Origin of the sequence: Pacificibacter sp. AS14 (assembly GCF_038899935.1) — a bacterium.
In the GTDB taxonomy this organism is placed as follows: domain Bacteria; phylum Pseudomonadota; class Alphaproteobacteria; order Rhodobacterales; family Rhodobacteraceae; genus Celeribacter.
In genome coordinates this window covers 50,152-73,605 of sequence record NZ_JBBMQI010000019.1, presented here as the reverse complement: position 1 = coordinate 73,605, position 23,454 = coordinate 50,152, and the positions used below count along the sequence as shown (strand labels likewise).

At 54.0% G+C, this 23,454-nt stretch carries 19 protein-coding genes and 1 pseudogene; 9 read left to right on the top strand and 11 right to left on the bottom strand.

What is annotated here, in order from left to right:
* Positions 1–33: 33 nt before the first annotated feature.
* The 4 genes from WNY38_RS15375 to WNY38_RS15360 form a co-directional block, all read right to left on the bottom strand.
* Positions 34–2,478, bottom strand: a complete 2,445-nt coding sequence (locus WNY38_RS15375) for an FAD-dependent oxidoreductase (RefSeq protein WP_342858243.1) — start codon at positions 2,476–2,478, stop codon at positions 34–36.
* Between the two features lie 19 nt (positions 2,479–2,497).
* On the bottom strand, positions 2,498–4,939 hold the full coding sequence (locus WNY38_RS15370) for an FAD-dependent oxidoreductase (RefSeq protein WP_342858242.1): 2,442 nt from the start codon (positions 4,937–4,939) through the stop codon (positions 2,498–2,500).
* A gap of 9 nt (positions 4,940–4,948) precedes the next feature.
* Positions 4,949–5,506, bottom strand: coding sequence for an XRE family transcriptional regulator (locus WNY38_RS15365; RefSeq protein ID WP_342858241.1), 558 nt, complete (start codon positions 5,504–5,506; stop codon positions 4,949–4,951).
* A 221-nt stretch (positions 5,507–5,727) separates the two neighbouring features.
* A complete protein-coding gene (locus tag WNY38_RS15360) occupies positions 5,728–6,927 on the bottom strand; it encodes a replication initiation protein (RefSeq protein ID WP_342858240.1) in 1,200 nt (399 codons plus the stop codon).
* Positions 6,928–7,524: 597 nt separating this feature from the next.
* Between WNY38_RS15360 and WNY38_RS15355 the strand changes: the two genes are divergently transcribed.
* Positions 7,525–8,940, top strand: a complete 1,416-nt coding sequence (locus WNY38_RS15355; RefSeq protein ID WP_342858239.1) for an AAA family ATPase — start codon at positions 7,525–7,527, stop codon at positions 8,938–8,940.
* Complete coding sequence (locus WNY38_RS15350; protein ID WP_342858238.1) at positions 8,927–10,015, top strand: ParB N-terminal domain-containing protein; 1,089 nt, start codon at positions 8,927–8,929, stop codon at positions 10,013–10,015. Before WNY38_RS15355 ends, WNY38_RS15350 begins: the two co-directional genes overlap by 14 nt.
* Before the next feature lie 103 nt (positions 10,016–10,118).
* Here WNY38_RS15350 and WNY38_RS15345 read toward each other — a convergent pair whose 3' ends face one another.
* Both WNY38_RS15345 and WNY38_RS15340 read right to left on the bottom strand, forming a co-directional pair.
* A complete protein-coding gene (locus tag WNY38_RS15345) occupies positions 10,119–11,213 on the bottom strand; it encodes a Gfo/Idh/MocA family oxidoreductase (protein ID WP_342858237.1) in 1,095 nt (364 codons plus the stop codon).
* A 36-nt stretch (positions 11,214–11,249) separates the two neighbouring features.
* On the bottom strand, positions 11,250–11,960 hold the full coding sequence (locus WNY38_RS15340; RefSeq protein WP_342858236.1) for a GntR family transcriptional regulator: 711 nt from the start codon (positions 11,958–11,960) through the stop codon (positions 11,250–11,252).
* Positions 11,961–12,069: 109 nt separating this feature from the next.
* Here WNY38_RS15340 and WNY38_RS15335 point away from each other — a divergent pair, with 109 nt between their 5' ends.
* From WNY38_RS15335 to dctP, 6 genes are all read left to right on the top strand, one after another.
* The gene (locus tag WNY38_RS15335; protein WP_342858235.1) at positions 12,070–13,224 is read left to right on the top strand and encodes an LLM class flavin-dependent oxidoreductase; all 1,155 of its coding nucleotides are present in this window, start codon (positions 12,070–12,072) and stop codon (positions 13,222–13,224) included.
* On the top strand, positions 13,224–14,114 hold the full coding sequence (locus WNY38_RS15330) for an aldo/keto reductase (protein WP_342858234.1): 891 nt from the start codon (positions 13,224–13,226) through the stop codon (positions 14,112–14,114). Before WNY38_RS15335 ends, WNY38_RS15330 begins: the two co-directional genes overlap by 1 nt.
* Positions 14,115–14,134: 20 nt before the next feature.
* On the top strand, positions 14,135–14,629 hold the full coding sequence (locus tag WNY38_RS15325) for a flavin reductase family protein (RefSeq protein WP_342858233.1): 495 nt from the start codon (positions 14,135–14,137) through the stop codon (positions 14,627–14,629).
* A gap of 81 nt (positions 14,630–14,710) precedes the next feature.
* Positions 14,711–15,301 carry a TRAP transporter small permease gene (locus WNY38_RS15320; protein WP_342858232.1) on the top strand — a complete coding sequence of 197 codons (591 nt, stop codon included), beginning with the start codon at positions 14,711–14,713 and terminating at the stop codon, positions 15,299–15,301.
* On the top strand, positions 15,301–16,590 hold the full coding sequence (locus tag WNY38_RS15315; RefSeq protein WP_342858231.1) for a TRAP transporter large permease: 1,290 nt from the start codon (positions 15,301–15,303) through the stop codon (positions 16,588–16,590). The genes WNY38_RS15320 and WNY38_RS15315 overlap by 1 nt, the downstream gene beginning before the upstream one ends.
* Positions 16,591–16,615: 25 nt before the next feature.
* Positions 16,616–17,674 (top strand): TRAP transporter substrate-binding protein DctP, encoded by a 1,059-nt coding sequence (gene dctP / locus WNY38_RS15310; RefSeq protein ID WP_342858230.1) that lies wholly within the window; start codon positions 16,616–16,618, stop codon positions 17,672–17,674.
* 60 nt (positions 17,675–17,734) lie between these two features.
* Here dctP and WNY38_RS15305 read toward each other — a convergent pair.
* A pseudogene (locus WNY38_RS15305) lies at positions 17,735–18,027 on the bottom strand (tetratricopeptide repeat protein); the annotation flags it as partial.
* A 136-nt stretch (positions 18,028–18,163) separates the two neighbouring features.
* Here WNY38_RS15305 and WNY38_RS15300 point away from each other — a divergent pair.
* Complete coding sequence (locus WNY38_RS15300) at positions 18,164–19,156, top strand: YeiH family protein (RefSeq protein ID WP_342858229.1); 993 nt, start codon at positions 18,164–18,166, stop codon at positions 19,154–19,156.
* Between the two features lie 67 nt (positions 19,157–19,223).
* Here the strand turns inward: WNY38_RS15300 and WNY38_RS15295 are convergent, their stop codons facing one another.
* Genes WNY38_RS15295 through WNY38_RS15280 form a run of 4 tightly spaced genes read right to left on the bottom strand, consistent with a single transcriptional unit; the run spans position 19,224 to position 23,370 of the window.
* Positions 19,224–20,585 (bottom strand): amidase family protein, encoded by a 1,362-nt coding sequence (locus WNY38_RS15295; protein WP_342858228.1) that lies wholly within the window; start codon positions 20,583–20,585, stop codon positions 19,224–19,226.
* 24 nt (positions 20,586–20,609) lie between these two features.
* On the bottom strand, positions 20,610–21,872 hold the full coding sequence (locus WNY38_RS15290) for a TRAP transporter large permease (protein ID WP_342858227.1): 1,263 nt from the start codon (positions 21,870–21,872) through the stop codon (positions 20,610–20,612).
* Positions 21,865–22,338, bottom strand: a complete 474-nt coding sequence (locus WNY38_RS15285) for a TRAP transporter small permease (RefSeq protein WP_342858226.1) — start codon at positions 22,336–22,338, stop codon at positions 21,865–21,867. Before WNY38_RS15285 ends, WNY38_RS15290 begins: the two co-directional genes overlap by 8 nt.
* 54 nt (positions 22,339–22,392) lie before the next feature.
* A complete protein-coding gene (locus WNY38_RS15280) occupies positions 22,393–23,370 on the bottom strand; it encodes a TRAP transporter substrate-binding protein (protein WP_342858225.1) in 978 nt (325 codons plus the stop codon).
* Between the last annotated feature and the right edge of the window lie 84 nt (positions 23,371–23,454).

The following is a 23,454-nucleotide window of genomic DNA, read 5'->3' as shown; positions in this document are numbered from 1 at the left end:
TTATCATCACTTTAAACGAACGCCCTGCCGCGCTTAGACCTTTACCCGTGCAGAGGTCGGATCATAGAGCGGCTTGAGCGACGCAGTAGCGGCAAAGCGTTGCCCCGCGACTTCGATCTCATAGTTTGAGGCCAGAACTTGATGCACGGTCTCATTCGCGCACGGCACATAACCCAGACCAATCGCAGCCCCCAAGGTGTGCCCGTAATTGCCCGAGCTTAGATAGCCCACAAGCTGACCATCGCGCAGAATCGGTTCCGCGTGATAAAGCAAGGGATCAGGATCCGTCAGTTGGAACTGCACCATCCGCTTTTGCAGGCCTTGCTCGCGTTTGCGCAACACTGCGTCGCGCCCCAAATACAGGCCATCGGTTTTTTTGATCGCAAAGCCAAGACCCGCCTCAAGAATGTGATCTTCGCTTGAAATATCATGGCCAAAGTGGCGAAAACCCTTTTCGATCCGGCAACTGTCCATCATGTGCAAACCGCACAGTTTGGCATCCATATCGCGGCCAGCCTCCAGCAAGACCTCAAACACATGCGCCGCCATATCGGTGGACACATAAAGCTCCCACCCCAGCTCACCCACATAGGTCACGCGGTGCGCACGGGCGAGGCCCATGCCAATCTCGATCTCTTGGCAGGTGCCAAACGGATTGACCTCATTGCCAAAATCATTGGGCGACACGCGTTGCAACAATTTGCGCGCATTTGGGCCCATGACACAGATCACAGCCTCGGCGGCGGTCATATCGGTCAGCGTCACGCGGTAATCGCCAATCAGACGCCGCATCCATGCCTGATCCGCGATGCGGGTGGCTGCGGGCGTCACAACCAAATATTCGGTCTCGGACAGGCGCGTGATGGTCACATCCGCCTCGATACCTCCGCTTGCGTTCAAAAACTGGCTGTAGACGATTTTGCCCACAGGCACCGACAGATTGCTGGCGGCAACAAAATTCAGAAACGCCTCGGCATCTGGCCCGTCCACTTTGATTTTGCCGAACGATGACATGTCGTAAATGCCAACGTTTTCGCGGATGGCTTTATGTTCGCGGGCGGAATTTTCAAACCAATTTTGGCGCTTCCACGTGTACTCATATTCGGCTTTTTGCCCTGCATCTGCGAACCAATTGGCCCGTTCCCAGCCTGAAAATTCGCCAAAGACAGCGCCTGCCGCCTTGAGTGCGCCGTGCAGTGGTGAGCGGCGAATGCCCCGCGCCGTGGCCTTTTGGCGGTAAGGAAAGTGGTCGGCAAACAGCAAACCAAGCGTTTCTTTGGACCGCTCAAACAGATAGGTTTTATTGCCCTGAAATGGCTGCATCCGCGCAATATCAACATCCCCCAAATCAAAGGGTTTCTCACCTGTGTCCATCCAAGCGGCCAAGGCCATACCCGCGCCGCCCGCAGATTGAATGCCGATGGAATTAAAGCCAGCGGCGACCCAAACATTGTCCATCTCAGGGGCAAGGCCAAGATGATAGGCATCATCAGGGGTAAAGCTTTCAGGCCCATTGAAAAACGTGTGAATGCCCGCGCTTGCCAACAAAGGCATACGGTTAACAGCCTGTTCCAAAATGGGCTCGAAATGATCGAAATCCTCAGGCAGCTGATCAAATTCGAAATCCTCAGGGATGCCTTTCATCGCCCAAGGTTTGGCCACGGGTTCAAACGCGCCAAGCAGCAATTTGCCGGCATCTTCTTTGTAATAGGCACATTCCTCAGGCACGCGCAGGGTCGGCAGTTGCGCAAAATCAGGGATCGTATCGGTGACAATATAGAAGTGTTCGCAGGCATGAAGCGGGACATTGATGCCCATTTGGCGACCCACATCGTGGCCCCACATGCCCGCACAATTGACCACGTGATCACAAACAATAATGCCGCTCTCGTCACCTGTTTTCCACGTGACGCCGGTGATACGTCGACCGTCGCGCCTAAATCCAGTGACCTTGGTGCGTTCAATAATCTGCGCGCCGCGTTGTTTGGCACCGCGCGCCATCGCCAGCGCGATATTGGCCGGATCGCCCTGCCCGTCTTTGTCCAAATACACCGCGGCAGTCACGTCATCCACATTGACATGCGGATAGCGTTTGACAACTTCGTCAGGGCTGATTTGTTCCACCTCGACCCCAAACGCGCGCGCCATCGACGCCTGACGCAAGATCTCTTCACGGCGCTCTGGCGTCAGAGCGAGCGTGATCGACCCGTTGCGGCGAAACCCTGTGGCGACGCCTGTTTCAGCCTCAAGATTTCCATATAACTCTTGGCTGTATTTCGCCAAACGGGTCATATTTTGCGAGGCGCGCAGCTGCGCAATCAGGCCTGCCGCGTGCCATGTGGTGCCAGACGTCAGCTGCTTGCGCTCCAACAAAACAACGTCTTTCCAACCCAATTTGGTCAGGTGGTAAGCCACGGAACAGCCGATCACGCCGCCACCAACGATCACAACACGGGCATGTTTAGGGGGCAATATCATATCGATACCTTTCAAAGGGTTACGCGCGAATGCGGCTGTTGTCTGCGTCCCAAAGGCACGCGGTGTTTTGGATCGTCGCCTTGTGGCGCAGACCGTAAATTTCAACCTCAACCGATGCACCCGCAACGGCGGCCTCGGTCTTAATCATCGCAATCGCGATCGCCGCATCAACACGGTAGCAATAAGCGGACGAGGTCACTTCGCCGACGCGTTTCCCATCTGCAAACACCGCCGCCATATAGGGTGCATCTTGCGCGCTGTCCTCGATCACCAATGTCACTTGGGTTTTCACAGGGCCTTTGGCCTGCTCGGCAATCAGTGCGGCTTTGCCAGGGAAATTTTGCGGTTTATCAAGTTTCACAAAGCGCCCAAGACCGGTTTCCAACAGGGAATAATCGGTCGATAAATCGCCTTTCCACGTCAGATAGCCCTTTTCGATCCGCATCGCGTTGAGCGCATACATGCCAAAAGGCGTGGCCCCTGCGGCGCGGATCGCGGTGTAAACAACGCTCGCTTCTTTCACTGAAACATGGACCTCCCAGCCCAATTCACCGGCAAAGGACACCCGCGCCAAGCGCACATGCACCCCCGAGATCACCGCATCTTGGTGCGTCAACCAGCCCAGTGACAGATCACCATCTGAAATCTCAGCCAAAAGATCACGCGACTTTGGCCCTGTGACCAAAAGCGTGGTCAGCTTTGTGGTTGTGTCAATCAGGCTTAGGCCCTCAGGCAATCTGCGCGACAGAATTTCAAAGTCATGCCACTGCGCGACAGCGGCGGTCATCAGGGTAAAGTGATCCTCATCATGACGCATGCACGACATTTCGGTCAGGACATGACCGCGATAATCTGACAGGTAAATCAGGTTCAAACGGCCAATTTTGGGCAAGCCGCCCGCGATCTGGCCGCGCAGCCAGTCCGCAGCGCCTGAACCGCTCAATTCAAACCGCGAAAACCCGCACATATCGATCACACCAACGCCGTCGCGCACGGCTTCGACCTCGGCGCGGACCCGTGGCGTCCACGGGCCGATGCGGTTCCATGTCAGGGTTGCGGCCTCGGACGTATCATCGCCGTCTTTGGCAAACCAATTGGCCCGTTCCCAGCCATTGTAGGCACCCATTTGCGCGCCATCTGCGATCAAGCGGTCATGATTGGTGGACAGTTTTTTATTCCGCTCGGCAGGCCATTCATGATGGGGGAAATGCATCGCATATTCATGGCCATAGGTCTCAAGCGCTTTGCCAAGGTTGTACTGCGTATCGGTGTAATCCGTGTAGCGCCGCGGATCGATCGCCCACATGTCCCATTCGGTTTGGCCATGCATGATCCATTCGGACATAACCTTGCCCGCGCCGCCGCCTTGGGCGATGCCAAAGGTGAAACTATGGGCTTCAAAGGCGTTCGGCACCCCCGGCATTGGCCCAACCATTGGCAAGCCGTCTGGCGCATAAGGAATAGGGCCGTTGATGTTGCGTTTGACGCCTTGGGTTCCCAGCAAAGGCACCCGTTCCATCGCATCCATGATGTAAGGTTCAAGCCGGTCCAGATCATCAGGATACAGTTGAAACGAGAAATCGGCCGGCATTTGATTGTCTGGCGTGATCCAAGCCGCTTCGCAGGTCATCTCGTAAGGACCAAGGTTCAAACTATAGGTGTCTTGGCGCAGATAGTATGACGTGTCGACATCGCGCAGCATCGGCACTTTGCGGCCCTGTTCTTTGCTCCATGCCTCAATTTCTGGGATGGATTCTGTCAAAAAATACTGGTGGCTCATCACCGTCATGGGCACTTTGCGCCCGCCGAAGGCTTCGAACCATTCGCCCACGCGGCCTGCGTAATATCCCGCCGCATTGACCACATAGTCGCAGCGAATATCGCCTTTTTCCGTATGAACGGTCCATTCGCCCCCATCGCGGCTAACGCCTGTTGCTGGCGTGAACCGCGCGATTGTAGCGCCTAAGTCGCGCGCGCCTTTGGCCAAGGCTTGAGTCACTTGCGCGGGGTCAATATCACCATCAAGCGGATCCCACAGCCCGCCCTCCAAATCGTGTATCTCCATAAAAGGAAAGTGTTCTTGCAGTTGATCAGGGGTGCACATGTCCATCGTCAGACCCATGTGCGCCGCCATGCCGCGCACGCGGTCAAATTCCATCATGCGCGCGTGGGTGTGGGCCAAACGCACAGCGCCCGTGACGTAATAGTTGATCGGATACGAGACTGCGTCACCAAGATCACGATACAGCGCAAGGCCGTAACGCTGCATGTTCATCACACCATAGTTGGTCGAAAAATTCGGACAATTGCCCGCGGCGTGCCATGTCGAGCCTGCGGTCAGCTCGTTCTTTTCAAGCAAGACACAATCCGTCCAGCCCGCTTTGGCCAAATGATACAAAGTCGACACACCGATAACACCGCCGCCAATGATGACGACGCGCGCAGCTGTTGGAAGGGACATAAACAGACCTCAGTATACAGGGGGGGAAATGACCCAGACCGCGACGGCCTGATCATCGTAAGGATTGGCCCAGCGATAGCTTTCGCCACGAATGCGGAATGCATCGCCAGATGAAATGGTGAATTTTTGATCCTCGATCCACAGATCAAGGGTGCCTGAAATCACATAAGCGACCTCAACCGTGGGGCGCTGGATGGCTTTGGTCAATTTCGAATGGGGCTTAAAAATGGAATGAACCACTTCATAGTCGTCCGTTAAATCGGGGGACACCAACGTCTCGACCAACCCGTTGTCATGCGACCCAATTTCGCGCCGCGCCGCCGCACGTACGATCACACCGCGCTCATCGTCTGGCGCATCAGTCGTGCCAAAAAACAGCGACATCGGCACGTCAAGCGCGCGGGCGATGTCTTGCAGGCTTTTGATGCTCGGGCTGGTATGATTGCGCTCAATCTGGGACAGCCATCCCACGGATTTGCCAATCGCTGTGGCCAAGGCCTCAAGCGTCATTTTGCGCGACACCCTGAGGGCGCGAATGTCGTGGCCAAGATCGTCGGTGTCAGGCATGGGCGCTCCAGAATCAAATGCTCAGCAGGCACATCCTGCTTGAATGAAAAATTGGCACGTATTTTCATTTTTGGGAAATGAAAAATAAAGCTAAATTTTCATTTTTGATTGTGAACAGCGCAAACGTCTAAAAACTATGCAGGGCAAAACAATAAATACCGCCCTGCCCCAAACGAATGAAAGCTTAGACCCCCATGATAGGCGCAATCTGCGATGGTGGCCTACTCTGCCGCTTCAAAAGCCCCAGGCGCAATCTCCTCCCAAAACGCCACGATTCCAGCGTGATTGAGCGACGACACCCAGCCAAAATTTTCAAAATCCAACAGAGCTGCCCCATCCAGCTTGGACATAAACAAACGGCGATCTGCATCGCGCTGCGTCGGCGATCTGGCACTCACAAGCCTTTGCAAAATCTCTAACCGCTTGGCCCGCTCCGCGCCCTTTTCACTCAAAGGCTGCTGCGCTGTCGGGTTTCGCGACGAAACCGTACTGCCGCTAAAGTCTTGCTTAAGAGCTGCGGTCAAATAGCTCACAGGGTTCTTAACCCCGCCCTGCCCCGCAACATAATCGACCTGCTTGCGCACGTAAGCTTCGTCGTGCTCGTTCATCCATTGCAACGCCAAACGATCACTCACCCCAAGCGCACGCATCCGTTTGTAAATATCCGAGTTGCGCAAACCCTCACCATCGTCCAAATCCAAAATCGACAGCTGCGGGTTCTCTGCAATCTTGAACCGAATTTCAGACACCGACCGGCCAATCTTTTTGGTTTCAGGCGTCACAACGATGTTCGACGTCTTATTCACTTCCGCCACAGCCGGCTTGATGATCTTGGCGTTCAGATGCTTATACACCTCGTAATAGGAACTTTCAGACACCCCCATCAACCGGCGGAACAAATCCAAAGACCACCATCCCGTCGATCCCGTCCGCACAAATCGATAACAATTCTCGTACAGCGCCAAAGCGTGCCCAGAGGTAAAGCGTCTTTGAATGTTCAGATTGATCAGAGCAAAAACTTTTGGGTCATCCAGCTTTTGCGCCAAGGCGGGCGAATAAGCATATTCGCAAACGCCGCCCTTTAACTTGGCATAGCTCAGCAAAGACGACACGCCCCATTCCTGACGTCCCTCCTCGTCCAACATGTCCCATTCGGCCACAGTTTCGGCCAAGCCCCGCAGAGATTGTTTGAGCGTGTCCATATCGTTGGAATTATAGCCGATCATCATACATAAGGTCCGCGCATCGATTTGATGCACTTGTTGGCTCATCAATGTGTCATAGGCATTGAGCAACAGAACATTGGACAATTTGCGCTGCAACAAAGTCAGCTTGCCCGATACATGAATCGCGGCCACGTTTTTCTTCACCGCGCCACGTCGCAACGATCCGGTCAGGGTCTCTTTTTCAATATCGTCCATTGCCTGTCTCTTTGCTCATGCGCGCCGTCGGACCATTTGTTTAAGTTTATTTTGGTCTCTTTCATGCGATTCGTATCGCAGGGCTTCACATCGTTAGTATTTGCGATAAGGTCCCCACGTTCAAGTATTCAATTGGCACCTTAAGCTGCATACCGTAACTGGGTACCTTGAGCAACCGCCGCTTGATTGAGGGACCCAAATACAGGAAAGACAGACCACAGGGTTAGGGCGTGCTCTATTTGATTCGTTTGCAAATGACCCTAAACCAGCCTTTTAGGGGTCTAACGTGGAAAACAGATAAAAAATCCCGCGAATCGGCACCTCAGTTCCCGTATATTGGTTCCTTTGAACCTGAATGCAGGCACCTAAAAGCCTGTATCCAGGTACCTAAAAATATATAAACTATTGATTTTTAAAAATTTTTCTGGGCATAAAGACTCTAAATTCTCATAAAGAAAACTAAACAGACCTGAGTTTGTTTCTAATTTTGATTTTCAATAATGGGATAGCCTTCAAAGTGATTCACATTTCCTCGATCATGTGCCATACTTTAACGGACATCGCATAAAATAGCGAACATGCAGAGGCACGAGAATCATGACGTCAGCCAATAAGGGCAAAGATGCTCTCCCACCTTATTTCAATATAGATCCAAAAGCAGCAGCTGAAAGCTTAGCAGATCCCATCGACACAGCGCGCTTTGCTAAGGCCGCAGCCTTTGCAGGACGTGGTCGCGATGATTTGGCCAAACGCGGCTATGCGCCTGACGGCAAAAAACGTCTACGTAAATTTTCCACATGGGAAATCTGTAAGTATTTGATCCCCGTGGCTGCTGCGCATTTGCGGCGGGTTTTGAAAGCCAACCCGGAATTGCCGCAAGGCGAAGGGGAAGGTAGTTCAAAGTGGTTCAGCTTGGACGACGTGCAAAAGCTGCGTGAGCATTTTGCCAAAGAAGGCGCTGCAAACCGCGAATACACAGCTTGGCGTCCTAAAGGTTTGCCTGCCAAGGTTGTGGCTGTTGCGAATTTCAAAGGCGGTGTCGGAAAAACGTCGACAGCAGCGCATTTGGCAATGTCTGCAGCTCTTGATGGGTACAAAGTTTTGGTCATTGATTTGGACAGCCAAGGATCGATGACATCGATCATGGGTGGAACTGTCGCGGATGAATGGCAAACAGCGTTCCCGCTTTTGGCCCGCGATTATGCTTTGGCTTTGCAACGTGAAAATAAGGTGCGTGACGCGGCGGGGCAGGCGCCTTTCCCGTTCGACGAAACCCTTACCGAAGCGTTAACAGTTTCGCCGCGAAACCTTGTTCAGAAAACGCACTGGCCCAACATTGATCTCATCGGCGCTCAGCTCAATTTGTACTGGGCCGAATTTCAAGTCCCTGTTTGGCGGATGCAATTGCGGTCCTGGGCGCTATGGGACGCCCTATCTAACGCGTTGGAAGATGGCGGTTTGCTTGAGGAATATGATTTGGTATTTCTCGATACGCCCCCAGCCCTTGGGTACCTGACCATCAATGCTTTGGCCGCCGCAGATATCATGCTGGTGCCCCTTGGAGCGTCGTTCTTGGAATTCGATTCCACGGGCCGTTTCTTTGACATGATCTACTCTACTTTTGCATCGATTGAAGAAGGCGAAAACCGCAATCGACGTGCAGATGGTCTACCAGAAATGCGCTTTGAATGGGATGCGGTTTTGGCGCTGATCACCCGTTTCGACGCTTCGCAGCAAACGGATTTGGCCAATGTGATTCAGGCTTATTTTGGCGATTTCATGACGACATATCGCCAAGATATCACGGCTATGGTCGGGCAGGCGGGAGAGCAAGTCTCGGGCATCTATGAAACAGATTATCGCGATTTTAACCGCGACACCTATGTGCGTGGACGCGAAACATTTGATCAAACTTGGGCCGAAGTGAAACGGGTCATCTTAGGCACATGGTGGCGCGATTTGCAGGCGGCCGAGGCAGATAAAACAGAGGGACAAACAGATGGCGAAGCGTAGAAAACTGGTCGCCCCATCTGCGGCTGATTTGGATCAGATTGAACAACAGTTTCGCGGCGAAACCACAGCGCGCGCACCGTTAAGTGTGCCGATTGCGCAGGTGGCTGCCGAATCGGCGGGCGCTTTTGATGCTCGATCTCAAGCAGATCGCGAGAAATCTGCCAAAGACAGCGCAGATGCGGAAGTTCTGCGCGAGTCCCAGTCTAAAGGTTTGATCTTAAAAGAATTACCCTTAGAGCATATCCACGCGGATGCTTTGGTGCGTGACCGTGTTGTGCTGGACGCTGAGCAGATGAAAGAACTGCAAATGTCCATCGCCAAAGGCGGGTTGCGATTGCCGATTGAGGTGTTCGAACTGTCTGAACCCGATGGAGAGCGCCGCTATGGCTTGCTGTCAGGCTATCGCCGGTTGCATGCGGTGCAAGCGCTCAAGGACCTGACCAAGGACGCGCAATACGATACGATCAAAACCATTGTGCGCGACCCTGATGCCATGGGCGGCACCTTTGCGGCGATGATCGAAGAGAACGAAATCCGCGCGGCTTTGAGCCATTATGAGCGGGGCCGCATTTCGGTGATTGCTGCGCAACAAGGTGCCTTTGAAAATACCGAAGCGGCTGTGAACGGGCTGTTCCCGATGGCATCAAAAGCCAAGCGATCTAAAATCCGCTCTTTCGCTCTGATCTTTGAAGAGCTGGGCGATATGCTGGTTTTTCCTGATCAGCTTAAAGAGCGCGATGGTTTGAAACTGGCCGCAGCGCTGCGCGAAGGCTATGAGAATAAATTGCGTGATGCGATGGCCATCACCACGCCTGCAACACCTGAGCAAGAACTGCTACAGCTTGAGACAGCACTGTCCGCATTGACCACAGTGCGCAAAGACCCAGCACGGGGCGGGCGGCCAAAGAAAGCCGCGGCAGCACCGCACAGCGCGCGCCAGTTGAAGTCTGGTGTTCGATTGGCCAGCAGCCAAGACGGGCAGGGCTGGATGATCCGGATCAACGGCGATCGTGTGGATCAAGAGTTGGTGGAGATTGCTATGGCCGAGCTGGAACGTCTTTTGGATGCGCCTTAGATGCCCATTAGATGTACAGAGCATAGAGACAAAAAGACCCTAACCGCTCGGTTAGGGTCTTAAATTTGTCTGTGGGCTGATGTGCCACTTAATGCGAGGCAAACTAATCCAAGGTCACAACTTGACCTGTGAGCGCACTTTTCTGTGCAGCCATGCCCATTGCAACGGCTTTCCAACCATCGTCCAAGCTGACATCGGGCAGAGCGCGTTCACCGCGGACCAAAGCCAAAAAGCCTTCGTGTTGATAAAAGGTCGATCCGTTGTGATCGCCAGCTTCCAAAAGCGCGGGATCAACGGGAATGTCACGCACCTCGGGGCCTTTGGGATCACGGGGGCTGACAATGAGTTGGGCAATGGGCGCGTCACCCAAATGCGCTGGCCAGAAACGACCAGGGCCAGGGACGAGGGCTTCGATTTTACCATTCGGCCCAACGGCGCTGATTTCTTCTTGGTAGCGCGCGCCTTCGGCAAACATGCACAGTTCCAACATGGCGCGCATGCCGTTTGCGAATTCGACAATCACATAGCCGTTGTCCAGAATGTCAGAGGTTTTGCCGTCGTAAACCTCGTCAAGATGGTTCACGTCTTGGCCTGCGCTGGCCATGATCCGCACAGGTTCGGATTTTGTCAGCAGGCGCATGAGGTCAAAGAAGTGACAGCATTTTTCAACAAATGTGCCGCCTGATTTTTCATTGAAGCGGTTCCAGTCGTCGACTTTTGGCAAGAACGGAAAGCGGTGTTCGCGGATGGTCAGCATTTTGATCCCGCCGGTCGCGTCATCAACCGCGGCGCGCAGGGCCGCAACAGGGGGCATATAGCGGTATTCCATCGCCACCCAGACAGGTGCTGGGTAGCTATCTTGGAACGCTTTAAGACGCGTGACATCGGCGGGGTCCGTGAACAAAGGTTTTTCCACAAGGACGGGCAGGGGGCGCGTGGCGGCGATCTGTTCCAGCTGCGCCATATGGCAAAAGTTTGGGCTGACGATGACGAGGCAATCCAATGTCTCTATCGCCAAAAGCGCCTCGATGCTGTCACAGAACTGGGCCTCTGGGGCAAAACTTGCGGCGATTTTGGCCATGTTCGGGTCTGGCTCAAAGATCGCGGTGACTTTTGTGTCGGGCAGCAAGGCGATGTTGCGCAGGTGTTCTTGTCCCATCATGCCACAGCCGATGATGCCGTAATGTGTGGTCGTCATAGTCTTTCCCTTTTTTTTCTGGCCGTTTGTCAGGCCTTACTTGAGGCGTTGCACATAAAGGGCTTGATCGGTGTCAAACCATGTGCGTGAAAATTCGACCGCCTCATTGGCCTCGGCCCAACTTAAGCGTTCAATATATCCGGTGAGTGTGCCGCTGGGTTTGGTGAAGTTTGCGGGGGCCCAATCGGGCACGGCGCCAATGCCCACGCGGTCTTCGGCGCGGGTGATCCAAAAGCCAAGCTGTTCTTGGTAAAAGTGGTACAGCGAATCAGAAATGGCCCCATCGGGGACTTGGCCTGCATCACCGTCGAGCCAAATTTCTTCGACGCCTATTATAGTCTCGTTCAAGAATCGCAGGCGACGGATTCGGGTGGCATGGGTGCTGGTGCCGAAGGGGGGCAGGGTGTGCGGTTTTTCCATGGCATCGACGCTGAGAATTTGCGCTGTCGGCAGACCGCCACCACTGAGAAGTTCAAGGCGGAACATGGCATAGATGCTGTTGCTGTCACCGCCATGGCGGATGTAATTGCCCGAGCCTTGGATGCGCTCAAGCAGGTTTTTTTCAACGAGAATATCAAGCGCTTTGCGCAGGGTGCCCACGGATGTTTTCAAGGATTTGGCCATTTTGCGCTCAGGCGGCAGGCGTTCGCCATCCATCAAACGGCCCGCGCTGATGTCGCGAATCAGCAGTTCAGAAATCTGAACATAGGCTGGCAAAACATTGGGGTTTCCACCGCTCGGTTTCATGGGTTTGATCCTCAGGGGCAACAGGGAAAAATAATTGATACACCATTGATCTACATCATTTCGAGTGCTAGGCAAGTGGAAAGTGAGACGCATTCTTGGGAGGAAAGCGATGACCGTCGTACCTATCACATCGCCAGATTTAGACGCCGCAGAAGTATCGTGGTTCGCAGCCCTGTGTTCAGATGACTATCAATTTTTGGGGGTGCCTGACGGTGATTTGCGGTCCAGCTGGGCGCATTGTTCGAACATTGTGAAAACGGCGGAAAAGCAAGGGTTTGGCAACATTTTGTGCCCCTCGTCTTATCAAGTTGGCCAAGATACTTTGTCGTTTGTGGCAGGCTGCGCGCCGATCACCACGGACATCAATTTGCTGGCCGCGGTGCGGTGCGGAGAGATGCAGCCGATCATGTTGGCGCGGACTTTGGCAACGCTGGATCACATGTTGGAAGGTCGTTTGACGGTCAATATTATCAGCTCTGATTTTCCCGGACAAAAGGAAGACAGCGCCTATAGATACCAGCGGTCCCGCGAAGTCGTTGAGATTTTGAAGCAGGCCTGGACGCAGCGCGAAATCAACTACGAAGGCGAGATTTACAACTTTAAGGGTCTCACCACTGATCCTGTCGTGCCGTACCAAACCGGCGGGCCGCTGTTGTACTTTGGCGGGTATTCCCCGATGGCGCTGGAGCTGTGTGGTCAGCATTGCGATGTGTATTTGATGTGGCCTGAAAAGCAAGACGAGCTGGCTGGTCGGATGCGCGCTGTGAATGCTGTCGCCGAGAAATATGATCGCACGCTGGATTACGGTCTGCGGGTGCATATGATCGTGCGCGACACTGAAAAAGAAGCGCAAGAATACGCGGAATATATCACATCGAAACTGGATGATGACTACGGTCGTATGATCCGCGAACGTGCACTGGACGCGGGGTCTTTGGGCGTGTCGCACCAAGCGGCGAACCGTGAGCTTGCAGATGAATACGGCTACATCGAGCCTAATCTTTGGACTGGCGTTGGCCGTGCAAGATCTGGTTGTGGCGCGGCTCTTGTCGGCTCTGCGGATCAAGTTTTGTCCAAGATCGAAGCCTATCAAAAAATGGGCATGCGCGCGTTTATTTTCTCTGGCTACCCGCACATTGATGAAGCCGAACATTTTGGCCGCCTTGTGCTGCCGCATCTTAAAACCTGTTCTATGCCGCAAGCTTATGGCCGCGTGCCGAGCAGTGCCCCCCAAACCCCCTTGGCCGCAGGAGTCCGCCGTTAATGGAACGCATTCGTTTTTCTGATACTCTAGATATGAGCCGCATCGTTTATGGCATGTGGCGCGTGGCTGATGACGCTGACACGTCGGTCAAACATGTGACCGACAAAATTGACGCCTGCCTTGCACAAGGTATCACAACCTTCGACCAAGCCGACATCTATGGCGACTACACGGCCGAGGCCGTTTTGGGCACCGCTCTGCGTGGTCAGTCAGCGCTGCGTGATCAAATGCAGATCGTAACCAAATGCGATATCGTGGCGCCTTGTGGCAAATACAGCGATGTGCCGGTCAAATATTACGATACCTCTGCGGCGCATCTTAACGCCTCTGTTGAAGCGTCTTTGACCAGCATGGCGATTGATCACATCGATCTTTTGCTGGTGCACCGCCCTGACCCTTTGATGGACCACCTTGAGACTGGCGCTACCCTTGATGCCCTTGTGACGTCCGGCAAAGTCGGCAACATCGGCGTGTCGAATTTCAAGCCTTGGGATTGGGAACTGCTGCAAGCTGGCATGAGCAACCGATTGGTCACAAACCAACTTGAAGTGTCGCTTTGTGCGCACGAGGGCTTGGTCAATGGCGACATCGCGTTTCACCAAAAGAACGCGCAGCCGATCATGGCATGGTCGCCTTTGGGTGGCGGTGCTTTGATGACCGCAGATGACGACATCGGCCGTATGCTGGATATCATTGCAAACGAGAACGGTGTTGATCGCTCTGCGGTTGCCGTGGCTTGGGTCTTGGCCCATCCTGCCAAAATCTTGCCCGTTATGGGCACGAACAACTTAACCCGTATTGCTGCGATTTCGGATGCATTCAAAGTCAAAATGGACCGCCAAACGTGGTATAAACTTTACACGGCAGCCTTGGGTCGTGAGATCGCATAATGGGACAGGGGAGCGTATTGATGCCAGAGTGTTTTAAACCGAACGCTGACAACACGCGCTTGCTGCGCGATGCTTTTGGACGCTTTGCAACTGGGGTGACGGTTATCACCGCCGCCTCAGAGGATGGTCCTGTGGGCATCACCGCCAATAGCTTTTCGTCACTGTCTTTGGACCCTGCGCTTGTATTGTGGTCGCCCGCAAAAGGATCGCGCCGGTTCAAATATTTTGAGGCCGCTCCCCAGTTCGCCATTCACATTTTAGCCGACGATCAAGCGCAGGTCTGCGAAGGCTTTGCACGCGATATGCATGCCTTTGACACTCTGGACATGACGATCAGCGCGCAAGGCGTGCCGCTGATCAACAATTGCTTGGCGCGTCTTGAATGCCGCCATGTGGCAACCCACCCGGGAGGCGATCATGTGATCGTGGTTGGACAAGTGACACATGCCGAAATCAATCAAGGCAACGCGCTTGGATTTTTCGCTGGCAAATACGGAGTGTTTCAAGCGGCTTAAAAACGCGAGGAGGCGGATTTAGGAACGTACGGCACATAAGAGAAAAGGCCTGACAAGGGCCGCCATGGGAGGAGAAGGTCTGTGGGAGGACTATTATTGGTACTTGCACCGCTTGGGGTCGTGAACCATCACGTTTTACGTGTGGCACGCGGCTTGGGTGCTGTTGCTGTGGGCTTGATGGTTTTGGCCATCTTGATACAGGTGTTTTATCGCTACATTTTGAACAACGCGTTGCCGTGGCCCGATGAGGCCGCGCGTTTTTGCATGTTGTGGATGGCGGGTTTGATGGCTCCGACTGCCTTTCGCCAAGGCGGCTTTGTCGCCATCGACATGTTGGTGGTGATGCTGCCGCGTACTGTCGGTGGGGTGATCAACCTGCTTCTTTTGCTTTTGTCACTCTTGGTCTTGGTGGTCGCGGTGAAAATCGGCTGGGGCGAAGTCACTGGTTTTGGCGGGCGTTTTGCGACTGCCGCTTTGTATATTCCAACCTCATTTGATTTCACCGAGTACCTGCGGGTGCCGCGCGCGTGGATGATGACCTCGCTTTTGGTGGGTGTCATTTTGCTGACCAGCGTCAACGTGGAATTGATTTTGCGCACATTGGTCACGCTTTTGGGCGGTGAAGACCGTTTGACGCCCATTGTTGCGGCTGATGCTGGGGGTGCTGAATAATGTTAGTCTGGTTTTTACCCGTATTTCTTGTCTTTTTGATGATCGGTCTGCCGGTCTTTTTCGGACTGTTGGCAGCACCTGGCATTTTGCTGTGGCTCAACGGCCAAGAGAAAGACATCACGCTTTTGTACCGCAATGTTTACAACGGCATGGACAGCTTTCCTTTGATGGCGATCCCGTTTTTCATGTTGGCGGGTGAGTTGATGAACAAGGGCGGCATCACGATGCGCCTTGTTGAATTTGCCCAAGCCTTAATGGGGCATTTGCGCGGGGGATTGGCGCATGTGAACGTGCTGTCGTCTATGTTGTTTGCGGGGCTGTCTGGCTCTGCTGTGGCGGATACATCTGCGCTTGGGTCGATGTTGATCCCCGCGATGGAAAAGCAAGGCTACACCCGTAAGTTTGCCGCGGCGATCACAGCGGCGTCTTCTGTCATCGGGCCGATTATTCCGCCCTCTGGCATCATGATTATCTATGCCTATGTGATGGGCGAAAGTGTGGCCGCGCTGTTCTTGGCGGGCATCGTGCCAGGGGCGATGATTGGCATCGGTTTGATGTTGATGGTGCGTTTTATGGCCAACAAATATGACTTTCCAGTTGCCAGCCGCAAATACACTTGGGGCGAGCGCGGGCAGGCGTCTTTGAAGGCGTTCTGGCCATTGCTGACACCTGTGATCATTTTGGGCGGTATTTTGGTTGGTATTTTCACGCCGACCGAGGCGGCAGCTGTCGCGGTGGCTTATGCTTTGTTCATCGGGTTCTTTGTGCTGCGCACTTTGACGGTGTCTGAAATTCCTGGCATTTTGATCCGCTCAGGCACGACATCAGCGGTTGTTTTGCTGCTGGTGGGGGCTGCTATGGCGTTCAAAACTGTGGTCAGTCTGAGCCACGCGCCCGAACAGATGGCGAGCTTTATTTTGTCGCTGTCCGACAATCCGCTGGTGCTGTTGTTCTTGATCAATCTGCTGTTGTTCGCTGTGGGTATGTTCTTGGACGCGGGTCCTGCGATCATCATTTTGGGGCCTATTTTGGGGCCTATCTTTATCAATCTTGGTGTTGACCCGATCCACTTTGCGATCATCATGTCGGTCAACCTAACCGTTGGTTTGGCGACGCCGCCGATGGGGTTGATTTTGTTCGTGGCCTCCGCCGTGTCGGGCGAGAGGGTCGAAGCTATTTCCAAAGCGATCTTGCCATTCTTGGCCGTGGAAGTTGTCGTTATTTTTCTAATCACGTACGTACCGGCGATTTCGATGACCATTCCAAGGCTCACCGGATTTGCCAACTAAAATAGAGTATAAGGGAGGAACCAACATGCTCAAACATACGCTTAAAACACTCGCGCTGTCCGCGCTTTTGGCAGGGACTGCATTGTCAGCCACTGCGGCAGATTTCAAACTGCGTGCAACGGCGAACTCGAATGAAAACGACGAAGACTATGACGGTCTTGTGGTGTTCAAAAACTACGTCGAAGCGGCGTCCAACGGCGCGATCGAAGTCGAATTGTTCATCGGCACGCAGCTGTGTTCAAACGGCGCGGAATGTTTGCAAGGCGTGGCGGATGGCAGCGTTGATATCTACATTTCGACCTCAGGCGGCGCGTCCGGCATTTTCCCATATGTGCAAGTGCTTGACCTGCCATATTTGATGGCTGACGACCGCATCGCGGAACACGTTTTGTCTGGCGATTTTGTGCGCACAATGCGCGACATGGCTTTGGCTGATTCAGGCGACACAGTGCGTTTGATGACCATTGGCAACACCGGTGGCTGGCGCAACTTTGCCAACACAAAACGTCGTGTTGCTGAGCCTGCCGACATGGAAGGTCTGAAAATCCGCACTGTTGTCGCCGATCTGCCGCAAGAGCTGGTCAAAGCTATGGGTGCATCCCCAACGCCGATCCCGTGGCCCGAGCTGTTCACATCGTTCCAAACGGGCGTTGTTGAAGGCTCCAAAAACGGCATCACCGACATCATGGGCATGAAATTTCCAGACGCTGGCTTGCAATACGTGACCTTGGATGGCCACGCTTACATGGGCGCTTTGTGGTGGATGTCTAATGATACATTCATGTCTATGCCCGAAGACATGCGCCGCGTTGTGGTCGATGGCTTCTATGCCTTGCAGCAAGCGACATTTGCCTCACCAAAGCGCAAATCTATCGCAGCTTATGAAGAATTCGTAGCCGGCGGCGGCGATCTTTACGTGCCAACACCTGCGCAAAAAGCGGACTTCAAAGCGGCGGCAGCCCCTGTTTACGACTGGTTCAAAGCCAATGTTGCAAACGGCGAAGCAGTCTTTGAAGCGTTAAATGTTGCGGTTGCACAAGCCGAAGCTGACGTGAACGCAGCCCGTGATGCAGACCTGAACTAAAACGATGCGGGGCGTGCGTGTTCAGCATGCGCGCGCCCTCATCCGATCATCTGCGTTCGCTTATCTGAACGGGTACATCCAAACCTTGTACTCATTGACCAAAATATGCGCTTGATAGATCTGCTCTTGCATCATTTTTTCACAACTTCTTCCAGCGATATCGCCGCATCAGGATCCCCGCCGATGGCAGACAATGTGTACCACATATAGGCCCGCACCAGATCAATGCCGGTGACGCCGCGCCCGACTTCGTAATACCAACCTATCCCAGATTGAGCCCCCGGATGCCCCTTCAAAGACGCCCGCAAATACCATTCAAACGCTCGGGTGTCGTCTTTTGGGACGCCAAGCCCCTTGCGCTGCGCGACACAGATGTCGCAGCACTTGTTGATTTTATCAATGCCCTGACTGGCACCACCATAGACAGGCCGCCTTTTGGTGAGCCGTTTGCGGTGGCCAGTGGCCTTCAACTAGACTAGGACTTTTTTCATGATGAATTGGAAACAGACTGCCGAGCGGATTTTTCCTGGGCTTGTGATCGCGGGTCTTGTGGCTGTGACCGCGCAGTTTTTGTCGGAACATTACGGCGCGCCCGCGATGTTGATGGCCATTTTGCTGGGCATTTCTTTGCAGTTTTTATCCGAAGAAGCGCGCACCGAACCGGGCGTTGCTTTTGCCGCCAAAGGCCTGTTGCGTTTTGGCGTGGCGCTTTTGGGCGCGCGGATCAGCGTCGAGATGTTGCAAGCTTTGGGGCCTGCTTTGGTGGGGCTGACTGTTGTGGCGGTGATTTTGACGATTTTGTTTTCACTGCTGATTGGGCGGTTTTTCGGCCGCGATACAATGTTTGCTTTTCTGACCGGTGGCTCTGTCGCCATTTGTGGGGCGTCTGCGGCGATGGCCATCGCGTCTATCTTGCCCAAAGGCGAGACCCGCGAACGTGATCTGGTGTTCACTGTGGTCAGCGTGACTGTTCTGTCGACCATCGCCATGATTTTCTATCCGATTTTGGCAGATAAACTTGGACTGGATTTGCGCCAATCTGGCGTCTTTTTAGGGGGCACGATTCACGATGTCGCCCAAGTGGTCGGCGCGGGCTATTCGATTTCGGAAGAAACAGGCGATTTGGCCACGGTGGTCAAATTGATCCGCGTCACCATGCTGGCGCCTGTGGTGTTGATCGCGTCGATGTTCTTGCGCAAATACGCCGAACCTGGCGAAGCGCGTCCGCCGTTGTTGCCCGGATTTGTCGTGGCGTTCTTGATTGTCGCAGCGCTGAATTCGTTTCATTTGTTGCCCGAGGTCCTGCGCGATTTGGCCTCTGTCGTGTCTCGCTGGGCGCTTTTGACGGCCATCGCCGCTGTGGGGATGAAGACGTCAATTCCGCGTATTTTGCAGGTGGGCGGGCCCGCGATCGGGCTTTTGGTTGTGCAAAGCCTGTTCCTAGCGGGGTTTGTCTTGGTCGGAGCCTTGATGCTTGGGTAGCGTCAAGGGTTCGGTTTTGGATGGGTGCGGCGGCCCCAAAGGGCCGCGCAGGGTTCTTATTTTTGGGTCATCCCCTCAAAGCGGCCTCGATCGCGCGACAGTGCTGTAGCAAGTCCACATCCAATGACGTGGCCATGGAAAACAACACCCCAATCGGTGCGCCGTTTTGCGCGTGACCCGCGGGGATGCTGACGCCGGGCATGCCCAGATAATTGCCCAACATGGTGTTGCGCAAAGCCATCAGGTTCGTGCGCGCAAAGTGATCTGTGTCGGCGTCCAATTCGGCAATTTCGGGCGCGGTGATCGCAACACTTGGGAAGACCAAAATATCGTGACCAAGGGTGTCGGTGACGGCTGTTTCCAGACGGGCACGTTCCCATTGTAGTTGGATATAGTCTTGCGCGGAAAACTGTGTCGCGGTTTTCATCCGCTCAAACACACGCTGGTCCATCTTTGCGGCATCCGTGCTGGTCAGCAGATCTTTGTGCACCGTCGCGGCCTCGGCCACGGTCAATGTGCCGTGTTTGGCGAATAGATCTGTCACCTCGGTGAAGATCGGAAAGGCGCGGTGGGTGATGGTATAGCCTGCTTTTGCGAGCTTTTCTAACGTGGCTTCGAAACAGGCGGCGACGTCCGCGTCCAAGTCTTTCAAGACCACATCTGTTGGCACAATCAGGTTGGGTTTCGTAGGCGAAGTTTCAGGTGTTGGTTGCGGAGTCTTGCCGCGCAAAATCGCATCGAAGGTGATGAGGTCCTCTAAGCAATGCGCAAAACTGCCGACGGAATCCAAGCTGGCTGACAATGGAAAAATACCGGTTTTGTCATAATGGGACAGGCTGGATTTGAACCCCGTGATGCCGCAAAAAGACGCGGGCACACGCACGGAACCGGCGGTATCTGTGCCGATCGCCAGCGGCACCAAAGATGCCGAAACCGCCACGGCAGAGCCAGCGGAAGACCCACCAGGGGCCAAAGGCGTATTCGTAGAATGCGGGTTCACTGGCGTGCCGAAATGTGGGTTCAACCCAAGGCCAGAGTAGGCGAATTCCGACAGATTGGTTTTGCCGATGCAGATCAGACCCGCTTTGGTGCAATTGTCATAGATGACAGCGCCTTTCGCGGGGGCGCTTGCATGCTCATAAACCGCGCTGGCGGCTGTTGTTGGCGTGTCTGGGATGTCGACCAAATCTTTCCACGCCACGGGAATTCCGTCCCAAATGCTAAGCGGTTGCCCAGCTTTGCGGCGCGCGTAACTGTCTTTGGCGGCTTGCAACGCGGTGTCTTTGGTCAAGGTGATGAAGATCGCGTCATCACCATGGGCTTTGATCGCGGCAAAACAGGCTTCAACCAGCGCTTGGGACGTGAGCGTGCCAGAAGCAAGACGCGCGGCCAATGTGGTGGCGCTGACAGATGTAAGTTCGGTGTTCAATTTAGGCTCCGTGGGGTCTAGTGATCACACAAACAAGGTGATGACTTTAGGGAAAAGGATCAGCAAAACAAGCACCACCAAATAGGCGCCTATATAAGGCAGCGCGCTTTTAGATATGTCTTCCATGCGCGATCCCGATAGGCGCGCGGCGATGAACAGGTTCAACCCAACAGGCGGGGTGAAATTGCCAACAGCCAAAGCGATGACAGTGAAGACGCCGAAATAAACCGGGTCGATACCCACTGCCAAAATCAAAGTGCCCAAGGTTGGCACCAACAGCACAAGTGCTGCGACATTGTCCAAAAACGTACCCGCAAGCAAGAGCAATACAAGGATCATCACCATGATCAAGGTGGGGTTCGAGCTGAATTCCAAAATCGATGCGGCTAAGGCCTGCGGCACCTGTTCGGCGGTGATTATAAAGGAAAAGGCGTTTGCTGTGCCCATCAGATACATGACAATCGCCGAACTGATGGCGGTGTCGATAAAAATAGGCCCAAGCGATTTGATGGTGATCGACCGGTAAATAAACATCCCCACGATCAAGCCGTAAAGGCAGGCGACAGCGGCAGATTCAGTGGGGGTAAAGATACCGCCATAAATTCCACCCAGAATGATCAAAGGCATGACCAAAGCCAAACTGCTTTCCGCGATCACTTTGCGGGGGCTCATATCGGCGCTGACAGGTTCGCCCGTCAGCCCAAGACGCTTCGCCATAATGTAATTCACCACACCCAAAGCGCAGGCAATCACGATCCCAGGCAAAATGCCCGCGATGAACAGATCACCGATCGAAACGTCCGCGATGGTGCCGTAAATGACCATTGTAAGGCTGGGTGGAATGATCAAACCCAGCGCGCCGGATGAGGCCACAACCGCGCCGGCAAAAGCAGGCGCATAGCCGCGCTTGACCATCGATGGGATCAAGATGGACCCAATAGCCGACGTGGTCGCAGGGGCCGAGCCAGAGATCGCGCCGAAAAAGGCGGATGCCCCCGTGGACATCTGCGCCAGGCCACCCGGATAGCGACCCAAAGCAAGGCCGGAAAGCTTGACCAGCCGTTCAGATATTTGCGCCGCCGCCATGATATTGCCCGCGAGCAAAAACAAAGGGATCGCCAGAAAGGGAAAAGAATTGAGACCATTGAACAGCTTTTGCGGCACGATGATCAACGGGATGGAGCTGCCAAAATACAAGGCCGCGACCGATGCGATGCCAAGGGAAAAGGCGACAGGCACGCCCATCACTAACAGGGAAAAGAGGGCCAGAAACAGGATCTCAGTCATGGCGTTTGTCCTTAAAAAACGGGCTCAGTTTTTGCTCTATCAAAAACACCAGCGCGAGGATCGAGCCCACGGGAATCGCCATTGTGATGTAGCCGACCGGAATTTTTGCGGCGGGGGATGACTGGCGCATGGCGCGCATGGCCAAGTCGTAGCCCTCATGCGCGATCAAGCACAAAAAGCCCGCCAGTGAGATGAAAATCAACACATCTGCCACGCCCTCAAAGGGTTTGGGCGAATTTTTTTTCAAGATGTCCATCGCGATATGGCTGTTGGAGCGAAAGGCGACGGCTGCCCCTAAAAACACCGACCAAATCATCGCGTAGATTGACAATTCGCTGGCGGCAGCAAGCGAAAAGTTAAACAAAAACCGGCTGGCGACCTGCGCGGTGACCAAGGCAAAGACCGCGAACAGGCACAGGCCTGCAACAAATCTGACAAACATGTCCAAGAGATCAAAAAATTTCATAAGCAACCTTCATGTATTGGCGCGCGACGCATCGGCCCCGCGCGCCAAGTTGGATTAATCGGCCAGAGTGGCTTGGATTTCTTCGATGATATCCGCGTCTAGTGTTTTCTTGAACATTTCAATCACAGGGGCCGTTGCGGCCTGAAACGGCGCTGGGTCAACTTCGTTGATCTGATTGCCCAAAGCGGCCAATTCAGCCCATTGTGCGTCTTCCAAGTCATTGACCATTTTCAAGTGCACGGCAGCCATTTCGGTGGCTGTGTCCAAGATGATCTTTTGGTGCTCTTCAGACAAGGACGCGAGCAGGGCTTCGTTCATGATCAAGGGCGAGCCAAGATAGATATGCGCGGTTTTAGAGGTATAGGCCTGAACTTCGTAGAATTTTTGCGTCAAGATATGCGCAGGCGGGTTTTCTTGTGCGTCAGCCGTGCCAAGTTGCAAAGCGGAATAAAGCTCGCCGAAGGAAATCACCACTGGGTTGGCGCCCATGGCTTTGAAGGTTTCAACGAAAACTTCGCCTTCTGGCACGCGGATTTTAACGCCTTCAAGCTGTGACGGATCGGTGATGGGTTGCACGTTGTTGGTGATGTTGCGCAAGCCGCCCATCCACCAACCGATCACAGTCGCACCAGTGCCGGCCATTTTCGCTTCAAGTTTGTCACCCACAGGGCCTTCAAGAACTTCGTGCACATCGTCGAGTGACGAGAACATGAACGGCAGGTTCAAGATGCCCATGTCTGGCACCCAGTTCGACAAAACAGTGTCTGAGACGAGGAAGATATCTTGCGTGCCCAGCATGGTGCCTTCGACGGCTTCCAATTGCTTGCCCAGTTGATCGGCGGGGTAGACATCGATTTGGATTTCGCCGTTTGAGCGCTCTTTGACTGTTTCTGCGAAAAGCTCAGAGATGGTTTGGTAATGGTGCGTTGGTGCGCCGGTGTGGCCCAAACGCAATGTGACCTCTTGCGCGTTGGCGGCGCTCGTGAGCAGAACTGAGGCCGCGAGGATTGAGGCGGTTGAGAACAATTTCATGGAATTTTCCTTTGTTGGACAGGATGATAAAGCGCGGTGTTCTTCTTTTTTGGGTCGTGTGGGTCGGTTCAGAAGATTCACAAA

Coding starts and splice junctions, on each gene's coding strand:
- WNY38_RS15375 (WP_342858243.1), bottom strand. CDS start 2,478: ATGATATTGCCCCCTAAACATGCCCGTGTTGTGATCGTTGGTGGCGGC.
- WNY38_RS15370 (WP_342858242.1), bottom strand. CDS start 4,939: ATGTCCCTTCCAACAGCTGCGCGCGTCGTCATCATTGGCGGCGGTGTT.
- WNY38_RS15365 (WP_342858241.1), bottom strand. CDS start 5,506: ATGCCTGACACCGACGATCTTGGCCACGACATTCGCGCCCTCAGGGTG.
- WNY38_RS15360 (WP_342858240.1), bottom strand. CDS start 6,927: ATGGACGATATTGAAAAAGAGACCCTGACCGGATCGTTGCGACGTGGC.
- WNY38_RS15355 (WP_342858239.1), top strand. CDS start 7,525: ATGACGTCAGCCAATAAGGGCAAAGATGCTCTCCCACCTTATTTCAAT.
- WNY38_RS15350 (WP_342858238.1), top strand. CDS start 8,927: ATGGCGAAGCGTAGAAAACTGGTCGCCCCATCTGCGGCTGATTTGGAT.
- WNY38_RS15345 (WP_342858237.1), bottom strand. CDS start 11,213: ATGACGACCACACATTACGGCATCATCGGCTGTGGCATGATGGGACAA.
- WNY38_RS15340 (WP_342858236.1), bottom strand. CDS start 11,960: ATGAAACCGAGCGGTGGAAACCCCAATGTTTTGCCAGCCTATGTTCAG.
- WNY38_RS15335 (WP_342858235.1), top strand. CDS start 12,070: ATGACCGTCGTACCTATCACATCGCCAGATTTAGACGCCGCAGAAGTA.
- WNY38_RS15330 (WP_342858234.1), top strand. CDS start 13,224: ATGGAACGCATTCGTTTTTCTGATACTCTAGATATGAGCCGCATCGTT.
- WNY38_RS15325 (WP_342858233.1), top strand. CDS start 14,135: ATGCCAGAGTGTTTTAAACCGAACGCTGACAACACGCGCTTGCTGCGC.
- WNY38_RS15315 (WP_342858231.1), top strand. CDS start 15,301: ATGTTAGTCTGGTTTTTACCCGTATTTCTTGTCTTTTTGATGATCGGT.
- dctP (WP_342858230.1), top strand. CDS start 16,616: ATGCTCAAACATACGCTTAAAACACTCGCGCTGTCCGCGCTTTTGGCA.
- WNY38_RS15300 (WP_342858229.1), top strand. CDS start 18,164: ATGATGAATTGGAAACAGACTGCCGAGCGGATTTTTCCTGGGCTTGTG.
- WNY38_RS15290 (WP_342858227.1), bottom strand. CDS start 21,872: ATGACTGAGATCCTGTTTCTGGCCCTCTTTTCCCTGTTAGTGATGGGC.
- WNY38_RS15285 (WP_342858226.1), bottom strand. CDS start 22,338: ATGAAATTTTTTGATCTCTTGGACATGTTTGTCAGATTTGTTGCAGGC.
- WNY38_RS15280 (WP_342858225.1), bottom strand. CDS start 23,370: ATGAAATTGTTCTCAACCGCCTCAATCCTCGCGGCCTCAGTTCTGCTC.